Raw genomic sequence first — 17,241 nt, 5'->3', positions numbered from 1 at the left:
TGGCTACTGCGCCGTACGTGCACGGCAGCCCGGCATATTCGCTGACGGGGGAACAACGTGGGGACTGGTTTCGGTGCGGGGCGGCAGGGTGCCCTCAAGGCCACGGCGCTCATCGGCATCTCCGCGGTTGCCGTCACCGGCGCCATCCTCTACCCGGGTTTCCAGACCGCTGACGTGGACCTCAATGACGGCGGCGTCTGGGTGGTCAACACGGAAGAGAACAAGGTAGCCCACCTCAACTACCAGTCGCAGACCCTGGACGGTGGGGTGGCCACCACCATGACCGAGTACGACCTGGCGCAGCACGCGGACCGGGTGTACCTGCGGGACCTGGAGATGGGTGCGGCCACCGCGATCGACCCGGCCGCCTTCGTGCTCTCCGATGAGACGATGCTGCCGGCGAACTCCTCCTTCTCCTACGGTGAGAGGATCGTGGCCGTCTCGGATGCCGAGCAGGGACGCGTCTACGCCGCCACCACGGAGAACCTCGGGGCCATGTCCTCGGAGACCGCCGATCCGCTGTACGAGGCCGAGGGCCGGGTGCTCTCCGCCGTGGGCCGGGATGACACGGTGTGGGTGGCGGATCTGGACGCCGACCTGATCAAGGGCTTCCGACCGCTGACGGATGAGGAGCTGCGCGAGCAGGCCAACCAGACCGAGTCGGTCGGGGACGGCGAGACGGCAGCAGAAGGCCAAGCAGACGAGGCAGACGAGGCAGACGAGGCAGAGAAGGACGACGCCGGCCAGGAGACCGATCCTGCCGGCTTCCGGGAGATCTCCTCCACCGAGGTCGACGGACTCTCCGGGCTGGCTGAGCCGCAGATCTCGGCCGTGGGGGAGACCGGCGTCGTCTTCGACGCCGCCTCCGGCACCCTGGTGACCTCCGAGGGCGACTCCTCGGCCGTCGTCGACCCGGGTGAGGGCAAGCTCCAGGCGCCGGGTCCGGAGGCAGACGGGGCCGTCGTCGCCTTGGCGAACAAGACCGCTACCGTGCCCCTGGGGGGCGGCGAGGCCCAGTACACGCCCGTGGAGGAGACCGGCAGCCCGATCCAGCCGGTGCGCGTGGGCCACTGCACCCACGCCGCCTGGCAGGGTTCGGGCCTCTACCACCGGGACTGCGATGACGACTCCCGGGACACCACCGAGCGGATCCCGGAGATGCCGGCCGAGGCGCAGATGGTCTTCCGGGTCAACCGGGACGTGGTGGTCCTCAACGACATCTCCCAGGGCAACACCTGGCTGGTGGCGGACGGCATGAAGATCGTCAACAACTGGTCCGACCTGGAACCGCCGAAGGGCGAGGGCGAGCAGGAGGAGGAGGAGTCGGACGAGATCACCGACTCGATCGAACTCCCCGACCGTCAGGAGGAGAACCAGAGGCCGGTGGCGCAGGATGACTCCTTCGGGGTCCGCGCCGGGCGCACCACCGCCCTGCCGGTGCTGTTCAACGATGTGGACCCGGACGGGGACCTGCTGACCGCCGAACTCTCCGGGGACCAGCCGAAGACGGGCACCCTGCAGCGGATCTATGACGGCACGGGCTTCCAGATGGTGGTCCCTCCGGATGCCTCCGGCTCCTCGAACTTCACCTACACCGCGGACGACGGCCGCGGTGGCACCGACCAGGCCCAGGCCACCGTGCGGGTGGTCCCGGAGGACGAGAACACCAAGCCGGAGCAGAAGCGGGTGACCACCCTGCGGGTCCAGGCCGGCACCGAGGTCTCCCAGAACATCCTCACAGACTGGCAGGACCCGGATGGGGACGACCTCCAGCTGATGGGTGCGGTCTCCGAGGACGGGGACGTGGTCCGGGTGCGCCCGGACGGCGTGCTGACCTTCGAGGACGTCGGCAAGACGGACGGCACCAAGGAATTGGAGATCACCGTCTCGGACCGCCGGGAGTCCGCGACCGGGCGCGTGGTGGTGGAGGTGCTGCCGAAGGGCGCCGCCCCACCGATCACCGCCACGGACCACGTGACCGTGAACGTGGGGGAGGAGGCCACCTTCTCGCCCCTGGAGAATGACTTCGACCCGACCGGCGGCGAGCTGCGGCTGGCCCACGTGGATCCCGTCTCCGGGGCCGAAGCCCAGATGAACTCGGACACGGGCACGGTGTCCTTCCGCTCGGACCAGGAGAAGACCTTCTACCTGAAGTACGTGGCCACCAACGGCCCGTCCTCCGCGCCCGGGCTGATCCGGGTGGACGTCAAGGATCCGGCCAAGAACACCGGGGCGCCGGTGGCCGTGCGTGACGTGGCCCTGCTGCCCGCCAACGGCGAGGTGCTGGTCAACATCCTCGGCAACGACTCCGACCCCGAGGGCGGCGTGCTGGTGGCCCAGCAGGTGGACGTTCCGGACGACGCGCCGTTCAACGTGTCCGTGGAACGCAACGCCGTGCTGCGCATCACCGACCAGCAGGGCATGACCGGGCCGATCACCTTCTCCTACACCGTGACGAACGGGACCGCCGCCTCCCAGGGCGAGGTCACCGTCATCCCGATCCCGGCGCCCGAGACGATGGAGCCGCCGCGCCCCAATCCGGACACCGCCGTGGTGCGGGCCGGCGACGTGGTCACCGTGCCGGTGCTGGAGAACGACGTGCACCCCAACAACGCCGAGATGACCCTGGAGCCCGAGCTGGCCGAGGGAGTGGACCCGGCCGACGGCCTGGTGTCCGTCTCGGACAACAAGATCCGCTTCCGGGCCGGGGATGAGGCCAAGACCGTCTCCGCCGTGTACACCGTGTCCGGGCCGGACGGACAGCAGGCCTCCGCCCGCGTGACGTTCCACATCAACGAGCTGGACCTGGAGAACAACTCCCCGCCGTCGCCCGAGACCGTGGAGGGCCGGGTGTTCTCCGGAGAGACCGTGGCCATGCCGATCCCGCTGGACGGGATCGACCCGGACGGGGACTCCGTGTCCCTGGTGCAGTTGGAGACCCCGCCCACCAAGGGCTCGGCCAAGGTCACCGCCAACTCGATCGAGTACACGGCCACGGCCGGCGCCACCGGCACCGATGTGTTCACCTACGTGGTGGAGGACCGGCTCGGGGCCCGCTCGACCGGCACCGTGATGGTCGGGATCGCCCCGGTGGCCCAGGAGAACACCCCGCCCGTGGCGGTCAACGACTCCATCCGGGTCCGCCCGGACCGTCCGGTGGCTGTGGACGTGCTGTCCAATGACACGGACGCGGACGGCGATGAGCTGAAGTTCGTGGACACCCTGGAGGCCACCGAGGGCTCCGACGCCGCGCTGGTGGACGGCCGCATCCTGCTCACCTCCCCGGCCGAGGCCGGCTTCACCTCCGTGCGGTACACGATCACGGATGGCCGCGGCGGCCAGGACACGGGCACCCTGACGGTCGAGTCTGATCCCAACGCCCCGCTGCGCGCCCCGATCGCCCGGGACGACCGCGTGTCCTTCCAGGAGACCGTGGACCAGGACGAGGTCACGGTGGACATCCTCAAGAACGATGAAGATCCGGACGGCACGCCGGATGACCTGACGGTGGACCTGCCGGACAACCCGGAGGGTGTCACGCTCACCGAGGACCACCAACTGGTGGTGCCCGTGCAGTCCAACCCGCAGGTGATCACCTACCGGCTCACGGACACCGATGACCTCTCCTCCTACGCATTCGTGATCATCCCCGGCGCCGGCGAGGCCCGTCCGATCCTGCGCTCGGACGCCCCCATCGAGGTGACGGCCGGCGAGGAGCTGTCGCTGAACCTGGACGACCTCGTGGTGGTGCGGGACGGAAAGTCGCCGCGGCTGACCGAGGAGTCGAAGGTGTCCTCCACGCCGCAGTCCGAGGGTGGGCTGGTCCGCTCCGCCACGGAGCTGGTCTTCACGGCTCCGGCGGACTTCTCCGGCGCGGCCTCGGTGACCTTCGAGGTCACGGACGGCTCCGGCCCGGACGATGCCGAAGGCCTGAAGGCCGTGCTGACGCAGCCGATCACGGTGCTCCCACGCCCGGATGAGAACAAGCCACCGGTGTTCCAGTCCAACTCCATGGAGGTGGCCGCCGGCGGTGATCCCGCCCGCCTCGACCTGGCCCAGACCGCGTCCGATCCGGACCCGGACGACGCCGAGAACCTCACCTTCGCGGTGGGGGAGTCCTCCATCGAGGGCATCGACGTGAACCTCGAGGGCTCGGTGCTCACGGCCTCGGCCGGTGCCAAGACCCCCAAGGGGACCAGCGGCACGGTGCAGGTCACGGTGACGGACGGTAAGTCCGATCCGGTCACCGCGCAGGTGACCCTCACCGTGAACGCCTCGGACCGCCCGCTGGCCGTGGCCAATCCGGACACCGTGCCGGACGCCCACCAGGGCCGGTCCGAGACCGTGCCGGTGTTGGCCAATGATGTGAACCCCTTTGAGGGGGAGGGCTCGCTGAAGCTCGTCGGCGCTGAGGCCGCACCATCGCAAGGCGAAGCCACGATCTCCGGCGACACCGTGGTGGTCACCCCATCCGAAGACCTCGTCGGACAGATGACCGTGCAGTACACCGTGCAGGACATGACGGAGGACCCGGACCGTAACGTCGTGGGCACCATCACCCTGAACGTCAAGGGTGCCCCTGAGGCGCCCGGCGTCCCGCGCATCGACTCGGTGGGTGACTCCGAGGTGGTGCTCACCTGGGATGCCCCGGCCAACAACGGCGCTGCCATCACCGGCTACACCGTGACGGCGGGCGGCGTGAACCAGGAATGCGCCGCCACCACGTGCACCATCTCCGGGCTGACGAACAACCAGGAGTACACCTTCACCGTCACCGCCACGAACGAGGTCGGGGAGTCCGATCCCTCCGTGGCCTCCGCCCCGGCCCGCCCGGACGTGGAGCCCGAGCGCCCGGCCCCGCCAAAGGGCACCGACGAGGACAAGACGGCCGATCTGACGTGGACGGCCCCGGTCAACCGCGGCTCTCCCATCACCGCGTACACGGTGGAGATCTCCCCGGCCCCGGCCAACGGCGTGTCCCAGAAGTCCGTCTCCGGCACCTCCACCACGTGGGAGGGGCTGACCAACGGCACCGCCTACCAGTTCCGGATCCAGGCCGTGAACGATGCCGACCGGCCCAGCGAGTTCTCCGGCTGGTCGTCCTCGGTCACCCCCGCGGGCAAGCCGATGCAGCCATTGGCACCCTCGGCCTCCCGCGCCGAATCAGCGGTGAACGGCGGCGTGGCCAATGTGAGCTGGAAGGCGCCGAACGCCAACGGCGCCAAGATCAGCGGCTACACGCTGAACGTCTTCGAGGGTGGTTCGCTCCTGAAGTCGGTCAAGACCGGGGGCACCTCGCAGCAGGTCACCGGCCTGAAGACCACCGCCTCCTATACCTTCTCGGTGGAGGCGACCAACCGGGTCGGGACCTCCGAGACGTCATCGAAGTCCACTGCGGTCACGCCTTATGGGCGGCCGAAGGCCCCCTCGACGCCGTCGATCGACGCCACGGGATCGAACCACCAGATCACGGTGGACTTCACGGCCGGTTCCGCCAACGGCTCGCCGATCACCGGCTACCAGTATCAGGTCAGCGGGGGCAGCTGGCAGAGCCTGGGTGGCTCGGGCAGCACCATCAACGTGGGCAGCAACGGCAAGAATGTGACGGTGAAGGTGCGGGCGTTGAACGCCGCCGGCGCCGGCGACGCGTCGAGTGCCTCCAACCAGGAGAGCGCTTACGGCCCGGTCACGAACGCCTCGAACATCAAGGCCTCCGGCGGGGAGAAGAAGGTCAACTTCAGTTGGGGTTCCAATGCGTCGTCTTATGCGAACGGTCGCCCGGTCACCGTCACGGTGTCCATCTCCGGCTCCGGCAGCACGCCCAATGACGGTTCGCAGAGCGTGAGCACCGGCTACTCGGAGAGGCGCACCATCACGGTGACGGCGACTCCGAGCGAGGGTGAGGCGAAATCCTGGACGGGCAGTGCGACATCCAACGCGGCCCCGCCCCCGCCACCGAATCCCTCTGCCACTGTGCGTCGGGGCGCCCCGGTCAGCAATGCTGAATGCAATATCAGCTGCTACAACCTGAATGTAGAGCTCAAGGACGTCAACCCGGCGACGTACACGGTGCATTGCTGGTCAGACCAGGGTGGCGATCACCGATTCGGTACGTACGACCATACGATCTCAGTTGGATCGAGTAGGACCGCGCGGCAGGACGTAGGTTGTTATCACGGGAAGGTGTCTGGAGTAAAGATCTGGGCGAGGATTTACCAGAATGGAAACCACGTGGTTGATTCCGGGCGGATCAACGCCTGGTGACACACCGCCCGGCGAACAACTGCCGCTCAGTACCCAGTCCGCCGCTGTAACACGTCTCTAGCCTCCACCCGCACCACGAAAGCGAGTAACACCCATGACCATGACCACCGAACAGGCCGAGTGGTTTGCCGGGACGTTCGAGAAGATCTCGGACAACGTCGGCCAGGCCATCCTGGGCAAGGAGGACGTCATCTCGCTGGTCCTGACGGCCATGCTCACGGATGGTCACGTCCTGCTCGAAGACGCCCCCGGAACCGGTAAGACCATGCTCGCCCGTTCGCTGGCTGCCACGGTCAAGGGCACCCACTCGCGCATCCAGTTCACCCCGGACCTGCTGCCCTCGGACGTCACGGGCGTGACCATCTACGATCAGAAGACGCAGGAGTTCGAGTTCCACCGAGGCCCCATCTTCGCCAACATCGTGCTGGCGGATGAGATCAACCGCGCCTCGCCGAAGACCCAGTCGGCCCTGCTGGAGGTCATGGAGGAGTCCCGCGTGACGGTGGACGGCGTCACGTACAACAACGAGCACCCCTTCATGGTCATCGCCACCCAGAACCCCATCGAGCAGGCCGGCACCTACAAGCTGCCCGAGGCCCAGCTGGACCGCTTCCTCATCAAGACCTCGATCGGCTACCCGGACCGGGCCTCCACGGTGGAGTTGCTCTCCGGCGCCGCCCAGAAGGACCGTTCGGGTGCCCTGTCCCCGATCATCACCACCCAGGCCATCCGGGACATGACGGAGCTCGGCACCACAGTGCACGTGGACGGTGCCGTGCTGAACTACATCGCCGAACTGACGGAGGAGACCCGCGCCGCGGATGAGACCCGCCTGGGCGTCTCCGTGCGCGGCGCCATGGCCATGGTCCGGGCCGCCAAGGTGCGGGCCGCCTCGGTGGGCCGCAACTACGTCCTGCCGGATGACGTCAAGGACCTGGCCCCGCACGTGTGGACCCACCGTCTGGTCCTGGACCCGGAGGCCGAGTTCGCCGGTGCCACCCCGCAGGCCGTGCTCAGCCGGGTCCTGGCCACCGTGGGTGCCCCGCAGCACCGCACCGAGGCACCGGCCGCCGCCATGGCCGGAGCCGCGCCGTCCACCAACGGCCAGGCCGCTGCGGATGACGCGAACGAGGACACCGTCTACCGTGGCGGTTCCTCCGTCACCGGCGCCTGAGGGTTCACCGCACCGCATGAGCACCGAGTCATCACCTCAAACGCGCCGCTCGCAACGGGCGCAACGGACCACCGACCAGCTGCAGAACCGTTGGCGGCGCCTGCGCGAGTCCACGGCCGTCAGCACGGAGCCGGCCCGCGAGGCCGCCACCGGCTGGTGGGGCCGGAAGATCCAACCCGTCCTGGACGTCGTCTCCCCCCTGGGGTGGCTCGTGCTGTGTATCACCGTCGGGGCCTGGATCGTCGGCCTCGTGTTCGGGTGGGCGGAGGCCCTCATCGCCGGACTGGTCGGTGTCTTCCTGCTGCTGCTGGCCATCGGGTTCATCCTGGGCCGGTCCTCCTACCGGGTGGAACTGGACCTGGCCCGTTCCCGCGTGGCCGTGGGGGACCGCGCCGTGGGCGCCATCGAGGTGACCAACACGGCGGACAAGGCGCTGATGCCCGCCGCCATGGAACTGCCGGTCGGCCGCGCCACCGCCGTGTTCCAGCTGCCCCGCATGCGTCCGGCAGCGGTGCACGAGGACCTCTTCACCATCCCGACCAACCGCCGCGCCGTGATCACGGTGGGCCCGGTGCGCTCCGTGCGCCAGGACCCGCTGTCCCTGTTGCGCCGCCAGTTGAAGTGGACCGAGCCGGAGGAGCTGTTCGTCCATCCGCGCACGGCGGCGCTGCAGGGGTCCTCGGCCGGGTTCATCCGCGATCTGGAAGGCCTCCCCACCAAGGACCTGTCCAGCGCGGACGTCTCCTTCCACGCCCTGCGCGACTATGTCCCGGGGGATGACCGCCGGCACATCCACTGGAAGACGGTGGCCCGCACCAACAAGCTCATGGTGCGTCAGTTCGAGGAGACCCGGCGCGCCCACCTCGCGATCGCCCTGTCCACGAACACCTCCGAATACGCCACGGAGAACGACTTCGAGCTGGCGATCTCCGTGGCGGCCTCCATCGGGCTGGAGGCCTTCAAGGAACAGCGCAACCTGTCCATCCGGACCCACGCCGGACCGGTCCACACCGAGACGGGGCGGAACATGCTGGATGACATGACCCGGATCGAGGGCAAGCCGCTGCGCAAGACCAGCGTGGACGTGTCCCGCGAGACGGCGGACCAGGTCCCCAACGCCTCCGTGTTCTTCCTCATCACCGGCGACCAGCCGACTGCCGGCGACCTGCGCAAGGCGACCAACAACGTGCCTCCGGGCGTGCGCGCCTTCGCGATCCGCTGCGCCCACGGCCTGGAGACCCAGCGCGCCAACATCGGTGACCTGACCGTCATCTCGATCGGCGACCTCCAGGACCTCGGCCTGGCCCTGCGGAAGGCGGCAGCATGATGGCCCGCGGCCAGCGCGGCCAGCGCGGCCAGCGCACCCAGCGCACCCAGCAGACTGGTGCCCGCGCGGCGGCTCCCCAGCTGCCCAGGCAGCCCCGCCCCCGGGGCCTGCGGCCCGGCTTCACCTGGGCTCAGGTCGGTATCGACGCGGCCGTGCTGGTGATCCTGCTCGGTCTCGGCGTGCTCGGCTTCCATGACACCTTCGCCGGCGGCTGGCGCTATATCCTGGCCGGCTTCGGCGGCATCGTGCTGGGGCTGGGCCTCGCCCTGGCCAGCGCCCACCTGCACTGGAACGTCTGGAAGACCGCCGGTGCGGCCGTGCTCACCTACCTGGTGTTCGGCTTCGCGCTGGCAGCGCCCGTGGAGGCCGCCGTCGGGTTCCTGCCCAGCCTGGAGTCCCTGATGGTCCTGGTCACCGGGCCCGTCACGGCGTGGAAGGACATCCTCACGGTCGCCGCGCCCGTGGGCATCAACGGCGGCATGCTCGTGGCGCCGTACCTCTCCGGGATGCTCACCGCCCTGGTGGCCGGACTGTTGGCGTGGCGGGTCCGCCTGCCCTACTGGACCATCATCCCGGTCCTGGCCATGGCCGCCGTCGGGATCATGTTCGGCACCAAGGACGCGCCCATGGCCCTGGTCCGCGGCATGGTGCTGGTGATGGCCTCCGTGGCCTGGCTGGCCTGGCGCCACCACCGGATGCGGGTGCAGGGGACCCAGGCGGACTCGTCCGCCGAGTCAGCCGGTACGACCACCGTGTCCCATCCGTCCACCGCACGCAAGATGCTGTGGCGCCGGGTCGGCATGGGAGCCGCCGTGCTGGCCGTGGCCGGACTGCTCACGTCGGCCGCCTCGCCGCTGCTGCTGCAGGGACAGGACCGCAAGGTGCTGCGAGACGTGGTGGACCCTCCCATCGAGCTCTTCGACTACCCGAGCCCGCTGATGAAGTTCCGCCAGTACGTCAAAGACGAGCACGAGGAGGTGCTGTTCACGGTGGACGGGCTGCCGGAGGGCCAGCGGGTCCGGCTGGCCGCCCTGGATGCCTACGACGGCATGGTCTACAACGTGAACCCGCAGTCCGGCGGCAACTTCTCGCCGGTCGGCGACGCCTCCAAGCTCACCGGCACCTCGGACACCGAGATCCCGAACCGGTCCTCCGGCACCCTGGACATCTCCATCGAGGCCTACCGCGGCGTATGGTTGCCCGGCGGCGGCAAGCTCAACGGCGCCCAACTCCAGGGACCCCGCGCGGATCAGCTCTCCCAGTCCCTGTACTACAACGACGGCAACGAGACCGCGCTGTCCACCATCCCGCTGCAGCAGGGTGACTCCTACTCCGCGGACGTGGTCTTCCCGGTGCAGGTGGCCCCCGAGGACCTGGAGGGTCAGGACTTCGGGGAGATCGTCATGCCGGAGCTGACCGGAGTGCCGCAGATCGTGCCGGAGAAGGCCGCGGAGCTGACGGGCAACCAGGACCAGCCCTTCGCCATCGCCAGCGGTCTGGCCTCCACGCTGCATGAGTCCGGCGCGTTCTCCAACGGCCGCGAGGGCGAGGTCACCTCACTCTCCGGTCACTACGCCGGCCGCGTCACCCAGCTGTTGGATGCCGAACAGTGGATCGGGGACGACGAGCAGTATGCCGTGGCCATGTCCCTGATGGCCCGCTCCCTGGACATCCCGGCGCGCGTGGTGATGGGCTTCTACCCGGAGAACTATCCCGCGGACGGGGGCCCGGTCCAGATCAAGGGCAAGGACGTCCACGCCTGGGTCGAGGTCAACTTCGAGAACATCGGCTGGGTCGCCCTGGATCCCACCCCGGACAAGGACAACGTCCCCACCCCGCCGCAGCAGGAGCCCCAGTCCACACCGAAGCCTCAGGTGCTCCAGCCCCCGCCCCCGCCGCAGGAGCAGGCCGACCTGCCCCCGGACACGGCACCGGAACCCCAGGACGCCGAGCAGGAGGACCGCTCCTGGTGGGACCAGTGGGGTCAGCTCGTGATGATCGTGGTCTACTCGTTGATCCCGCTGATCATCCTGATGATCCCGTTGATCATCATCGCGATCCTCAAGACGCGTCGGCGCAAGCGCCGCCGGTCCGCGGACACCCCCGCCGAACAGGTCTCGGGTGGCTGGTCCGAGGTGTTGTCCCTGGCCACGGACCTGGGCTCCGAGCCCCAGCGTTCGGGCACCCGGCGCGAACATGCCGGCCAGCTGGCCGGGACCTTCCCGACGGTGGCCGCAACCACCACGCTGTTGGCTCGCCGCGCGGACCAGGCCGTCTTCGGCCCCGGGGAACCGAGCGAGGCACAGGTGGCCGACTACTGGGCGCGTGTGGACGAGAACCTGTCCGGGATGCGGGACTCAGTGGGTGGCTGGGCTCGTTTCCGGGCCAAGTACTCGCCGCGCTCTCTGATGCTCGAGGCCCGGGCCGGTCGCCAGCGGCGCCGCCGGGCGAAGAAGCTGCAGCGTCAGGTGGCCCGGGACCGTCAGGCCGAACGCCGCCGGGGGGACCGGACCGCCGAACGCCAGACCCGGGATGCCCGGCGTGGCGAGGGCACCCCGTCTGTCCGTACAGTGGACCAGCAAGCTCGCAAGGAACAGGAATAGGTACCCCGTGCAGAAAACCCTCAACCTGGTCAACGCCCCGGCCGGTAAGCGGCTGGCGGCCTGGCTGATCGACCAGATCCTGCCGGCGGCCGCCGTGGGCATCGTCGCCGGTGCCACCTTCCCCGCCGTGCTGGACTCTGCCGGAGTGGCCCAGCAGCAGGCGCTGGCCACCTACACCATGGCCATGCTGGTCACGTCCGTGGTGTGCCTGGCCTACACGGTGTGGCTGTGGGGCTGGCAGGCCTCCGCCGGCAAGACGCCGGGCAACCTGGTCCTGGGACTGCGGGTGACCTCGGAGGAGGGCACCGCCGCCGGCTGGGGCCCCATCTTCCTGCGGTGGGTCATCATCTCCGTCAGCGGGCTGGTTCCCGTGGTGGGCCCCGTGCTCATGCTGCTGTCCAACCTCTGGGACACGAACCACCAGCGCCAGGGCTGGCATGACAAGGTGGCCCGCACCCTCGTGGTGGATGTCAACGCCGGCCGCAACCCGCTGACCACCGGCGGGCTCTTCGGCCCGTCCACCTTTGCCCCCGGCGCGCTGCAGCCCGGGGACCCCGGCCACCCCGAGACCGGCGTCTCGGTGCCGCCGGCCTCACGCTGGCCCGCCTTCAACCCGGCGGTCGCGGCCGGTCCCATCACCTCAGTGCCCGGAGCCGGTACCCCCGCGGGCGGACCGCAGCAGCCAACGCAGCCGCCGCAGGCCGCACCGCCCGGCCACGCCCCGGCCCCACCGGCCCTCCAGCCGGCGGCTCACGCACCGGCCGCACCGTCCCCCAGCCCGACGTCGGCCGGTACGGCCACACCGTCAGCGCCGGCGACGTCCGGGGCCGGGCAGTCCTCCTCCGGTTATCAGGAGAGCCAGGTCGTGGTGGTCGGCGGCGCGGCAGATCCCGCTGATCCCGACCAGGAGATGGGCTCCACCCAGTTGCGCAGTGAGGTGTCTGACGCGCCGTCCGCTGTGAAGCTGAGGTTCGACGACGGCCAGCAGCACGTGCTGGCCGGTTCGGGCCTGGTGGGCCGCAACCCCGCCTCGGCCGCGGGGGAGAGCGTGGACCTGCTGATCCCGTTCGCAGACATGGGCCGTTCCGTGTCCAAGACCCACCTGCACCTGATCGTGGATTCGACCGGTGTCTGGGTGACGGACCGCAACTCCACGAACGGCTCCGGGGTGACCCCGCGAGGGGGCGAGCGTCAGCGACTGGAACCCGGGCAGCCGGTGCTGGCCCCGGTGGGCGCCACCGTGCACTTCGGAGACCGCTCCTTCACGGTGTCGGCTGCATGACCTTGGAGATGAGCGGGGATGCGCCCCAACGCCCGTTCCGGCTGAACTACGGCTTCGGCTCACACCGAGGCCTGCGCCGGCAGCTGAACGAGGACTCCTTGGTGGTCACGGGCAACCTCTTCGCCGTGGCGGACGGGATGGGTGGCCACGAGGCAGGCGAGGTCGCCAGCAGGATCTGCGTGGAGACCCTGGCCGCCGGGATCAAGGAGGTCCGCAACGACCTCACGGCCGATGAGCTGCAACAACTCATGGTGACCGCCGATGACGCCATCCGCCGGGTCGGGGGATCCCGGGCGGGGACCACCCTGGCCGGCGTGGCGATCGTCCGGGAACTGCACGGCCTGTACTGGATGGTCTTCAACGTGGGGGACTCTCGCACCTACCGACTCTCCGAGGGGGAGTTCGCGCAGGTCAGCGTGGACCATTCCGAGGTCCAGGAGATGGTGGACGACGGGTATCTGACGGCCGAGGAAGCCCGCCACCACCCCCGCCGTCATGTCATCACGCGGGCACTGGGGACGGGTGAGGCCTCCGAGGCCGACTTCTGGATGTTGTCCGTGCATGACGGGGATCGGCTCATGATCTGCTCGGACGGCCTCACCTCCGAGGTCTCTGACGAAGACATCCGCCGGCAACTGGCCGAGCAACACTCTCCGCAGGACGCCGTGGACGCGCTGATCCGGCTGGCACTGGACGGCGGTGGCCGGGACAACATCACCGTGATCGTGGTGGATGTGGAGGACACCGACGCCGAGGGCGAGCGGGTCACCACCTCGCCGCGGCCGGATGAGGAGGACGAGCACCAGATCACGCGCCCCCGGTTCGACGGCGGCAGCGGCGGACGGATGGTCAGCGGCGGACGCGTGTTTGGCATGGATCCGGATGCGGGTCCAGACGGGGACGGATCGAACGGATCCGGCGAAAGGGGAGACGGCCGATGAGTCAGACGGTGCGAGTTCGCTACAGCGCGGGAGGCTGGCTGGGCCTGGTGCGCGGACGCTGCCTCGTGGCGCTGCCGGCAGACGCCAGCGAGGAGACGGCCGCCGTGGCCTGGGACCTGCTGTCCGGTACCCCCGGCGTGGAGCAGCTGCTCGGCACGGTGTTGTCGGGCCGGCTGGACCTGACGGGGCTGCCCTCCTTCGCGATCGTGTCCTTCCGCGAGGGGACCTCGGTGCACGCGATCCTGCGTGGCGAGGTGTCCCTGCGCATGACCACCACGCGTGGGAGCGATACTGAGCTGAACGGCACCGGCGTGGCGACCTGGAACGAGCGGGTGTTCCGGGACATCGGCACCTTCGAGTTGCTCGTGGACGACGCCGTCTCTGACGTCGAGAACCTGCCCCTGGAGTCTGGCGCCGTCCGGCTGGGGTCACTGCATGCCGACCTCGGTCAAGGGTGCCCCGCCGACAGGGTGGCGGAAGAAGCTCCGGCAGAGGAGGATCCCGCGGAGGACCTCCCGGCGGTAGCCGTGGTGCCAGAGCCAGAGCCAGAGCCAGAGCCAGAGCCAGAGCCAGAGCCAGAAGCGGAAAGTGAAACGGAGGCTGCTGCAGCTGCCGACCCTGTCTCGGAGATCGCGGACGACTCCGGAGTCGCGCCTCACGAGGAGCAGGAGTCCGACACCGCTGAGGTCGCCGGGCCGGAGGTGGATGGCGAGATAGACGGCGCTGCGGAGTCTGAACCTGCCGCAGACGTTGCCGAGCCGGAGCCTGAGCCTGCCGCAGACGTTGCCGAGCCGGAGCCTGAGCCTGAGCCTGAGCCTGAGCCCGAGCCCGAGCCCGAGCCCGAGCCGGCGCCTGCCGCAGACGATGTCACGGACCACGACGCCACCATGGTGCCCGAGCGCCTGCCTGAATCCGCCACCACGGCGGAGAGCGCTACCGAGGACGTCGAGGACGATGTCGATGACCAGACCATCGCCAGCTCACCGTCGAGTGCTCGGCCGGGTTCCCCTGCCGCCCCGGCGGCTGCCCCGGAGGCCGCCACGGGACAGCCGGCACGGTCCGCCGGCGCCGTGCCGGGACCACAGGAACTCATCGATTCGGTGCCGTGGCTGGCCGCGGCCCGCAAGGCGGTTCCCCCGCCGGCTCCGGAGGCGGCCGACGAGGCGATGGTCGAGATGCCGGCGGACCTGAACATGACGGTGGCTCCGGCACCGTCCTTCGAGGATGACCACGGCGCCCGGTCCATGGACGTGGAGGACGTGGAGGACGTGGAGGATGCGGATGACGCGGACACCGTGCTCTCGCCGTCGGCTCCGGGCGCCGCGCCCGTCCCGGCCCCGGCCATGCCACCGGCCGGGCCGACGTCGGGCCCTGCAGTGGCCGGCACACCGACCACCGTGACGGATGACCACGACGGCGAGACCGTCATGAAATCAGACCTGGATCCGGCGGACCTGCCGGCCGGAGCCCCCGCCCCGGCCCTGGCTCCGCCACCGACGACCGGGCCTGTGGTGCTGGCACGCCAGTGCTCCGACGGCCACGCCAACCCGCCGACGAGCGCGACCTGCGGGATCTGCGGGCAGTCGCTCAGCGGTGAGGCCCAGCAGGTGCGCCGCCCCTCGTTGGGCCGCATCCGGATGTCCACCGGTGAAGTCGTGGAGTTGGACCGCCCGGCGGTGGTCGGCCGCCAGCCGCAGGCCCACCGGGTCGGCTCCGGCACCATGCCCCGGATGGTGCAGGTCCGCAGCCCCAATGGAGACATCTCGCGCTCCCACTGCGAGGTGGTGCTGGAGGGCTGGCATGTGCAGCTGCGAGACCTCAAGGCCACGAACGGCACGGTGCTGATCCGGGAGGGGCAGCCACCGCGGCGGCTGGGCCAGGGCGAGTCGCTCATGGTCCTGGACGGGGACATCGCTGATCTGGGCGACGGCGTCTCGCTGCGCTTCGAGGGGCTGCTGTGAGCGCAAAGCGCCCACCGGCACCGCCGCCGCACATCGGTGGTTTCCGGTACGTCAGCCTGCTCGGCTCCGGCGGCTTCTCGGATGTCTACCTCTACGAGCAGGACCGCCCCCGGCGCAAGGTGGCCATCAAGGTCCTGCTCTCCGGGCTGAAGACCGAACGGGCGCGCAAGTCCTTCGAGTCCGAGGCCAACCTGATGGCCCAGCTGTCCTCCCACCCGTACATCGTCACGATCTACGAGGCGGACATCACCGAGGACGGCCACTCCTACCTGGCCATGGAGTACTGCTCCCGGCCCTCCCTGGACGTGCGCTACCGCCGCTCACGTCTCGGCGTGGATGAGGTCCTGGCCTTGGGGATCCAGGTGTCCTCGGCCGTGGAGTCCGCCCACCGTGCGGGGATCGTGCACCGGGACATCAAGCCGGCCAACATCCTCACCACCGACTACAACCGTCCGGCGCTGACGGACTTCGGCATCTCCGGGACCACGGACATGCTGGATGACGACGCCGGCATGTCCATCCCGTGGTCCGCCCCGGAGGCCTTCGCGGGTGGCAGCCAGGACGGCTTCGCCATGGATGTCTGGTCCCTGGGGGCCACCCTGTACACGCTGCTGGCCGGGCGGTCCCCGTTCGTGCGTCCGGGGGCGGACAACTCGCAGAAGGAACTGATCTCCCGGATCGCCAAGGCGCCGCTGCCGCCGCTGAACCGGGCGGATATGCCCGCCTCCCTGGAACTGGTGCTGGCCACGGCCATGGCCAAGAACCCCGGTTCCCGGTTCCCCTCCGCCCACTCCTTCGCCTTGGCCCTGCAACGGGTCCAGACCGAGTTGGGACTGTCCGTCACCCCCTTCGAGGTGATGGACGAGTCCGGCTCGCTGGAGGCAGAGGACGAGGAGACCGAGGAGGGCGGTGACGCCACCCGTGTCCGGCAGATCGTCTCGATCGATCCGGACCGCGGCTCCACCAACACCTCCCGCCACTTCCCGCCGATGCCCCCGCCCTCCGGGCCGCCGCGGAGCCCCGAGGACATCGAGGGCGCCACGGTCATGCGGCCGGGCCCGGGTGGCACCCCGGATGACGACCCCACCATCATGGGCGGCCGGGTCGGTAATGGCTGGGCCGGGTCCCGTGCGCCGCAACGGCCTGTCAGGACCTTTCCCGACGCGGGCGGCGAGTGGGAGCCGGACGGCGCCACCGCGCACCGGGTGGAGGAGAAGACCGGATCCTCACCGACCGCGGCATGGGTCTCGGAGAACAAGATCGGCATCGTCGCCTCCCTCGTGGTGCTCGTGCTGGGCATCGTGGGGGCCGTGTGGCTGGCCAACAACCTCGCGGTCCAGCCGCGCCAGGACCCGGACCCGACGTTCATCAGCGAATCCCCGGGCCTGCCGGTCCCGGAACCTGAGGATCCTGTGACCGCGGCGGAGGGCGTGATCGCCAGCGAGGAAGGTGGGGAAGCCGTCTTCACGTGGGAGAACCCGGACCCGAAGGACGGCGACACGTACATGTGGCGGACCACCACCGCCACCGGCAAGGGCCGGATCACCACCGCGGACGAGGCCACGGCCAGCACAGCGGTGCTGGAGGGGGACCGCACCTGCATCGAGGTGGTGGTGATCCGGTCCAACGGCAAACAATCGGATCCGACCGTGGGGTGTCTCGAATAGGTCCTGTCTCAATACGGGTGAA

8 protein-coding genes are annotated in these 17,241 nt (G+C 69.7%); all 8 read left to right on the top strand.

The features are described from left to right. The first annotated feature begins 57 nt into the window (after positions 1-57). The 8 genes from ACSU1G_RS19900 (at position 58) to ACSU1G_RS19865 (ending at position 17,219) form a co-directional block, all read left to right on the top strand. Positions 58-6,264, top strand: a complete 6,207-nt coding sequence (locus ACSU1G_RS19900) for an Ig-like domain-containing protein (RefSeq protein ID WP_439281730.1) — start codon at positions 58-60, stop codon at positions 6,262-6,264. A 94-nt stretch (positions 6,265-6,358) separates the two neighbouring features. Then, complete coding sequence (locus tag ACSU1G_RS19895) at positions 6,359-7,438, top strand: AAA family ATPase (RefSeq protein WP_439281729.1); 1,080 nt, start codon at positions 6,359-6,361, stop codon at positions 7,436-7,438. 16 nt (positions 7,439-7,454) lie between these two features. Beyond that, on the top strand, positions 7,455-8,765 hold the full coding sequence (locus tag ACSU1G_RS19890; RefSeq protein WP_439281728.1) for a DUF58 domain-containing protein: 1,311 nt from the start codon (positions 7,455-7,457) through the stop codon (positions 8,763-8,765). Next, positions 8,762-11,368, top strand: a complete 2,607-nt coding sequence (locus tag ACSU1G_RS19885; protein WP_439281726.1) for a transglutaminaseTgpA domain-containing protein — start codon at positions 8,762-8,764, stop codon at positions 11,366-11,368. The genes ACSU1G_RS19890 and ACSU1G_RS19885 overlap by 4 nt, the downstream gene beginning before the upstream one ends. A 7-nt stretch (positions 11,369-11,375) precedes the next feature. Beyond that, complete coding sequence (locus ACSU1G_RS19880; protein WP_439281725.1) at positions 11,376-12,650, top strand: RDD family protein; 1,275 nt, start codon at positions 11,376-11,378, stop codon at positions 12,648-12,650. Continuing rightward, a complete protein-coding gene (locus tag ACSU1G_RS19875; RefSeq protein ID WP_439281724.1) occupies positions 12,647-13,591 on the top strand; it encodes a PP2C family protein-serine/threonine phosphatase in 945 nt (314 codons plus the stop codon). The genes ACSU1G_RS19880 and ACSU1G_RS19875 overlap by 4 nt, the downstream gene beginning before the upstream one ends. Beyond that, positions 13,588-15,552: an FHA domain-containing protein gene (locus ACSU1G_RS19870; RefSeq protein ID WP_439281723.1), complete on the top strand. Its 1,965-nt coding sequence runs from the start codon at positions 13,588-13,590 to the stop codon at positions 15,550-15,552. The genes ACSU1G_RS19875 and ACSU1G_RS19870 overlap by 4 nt, the downstream gene beginning before the upstream one ends. Then, positions 15,549-17,219, top strand: coding sequence for a serine/threonine protein kinase (locus ACSU1G_RS19865; protein ID WP_439281722.1), 1,671 nt, complete (start codon positions 15,549-15,551; stop codon positions 17,217-17,219). The genes ACSU1G_RS19870 and ACSU1G_RS19865 overlap by 4 nt, the downstream gene beginning before the upstream one ends. Positions 17,220-17,241 lie beyond the last annotated feature (22 nt).

This window comes from Microbacterium sp. A93 (genome assembly GCF_051842835.1).
This window is presented reverse-complemented; position numbering and strand designations above follow the sequence as displayed.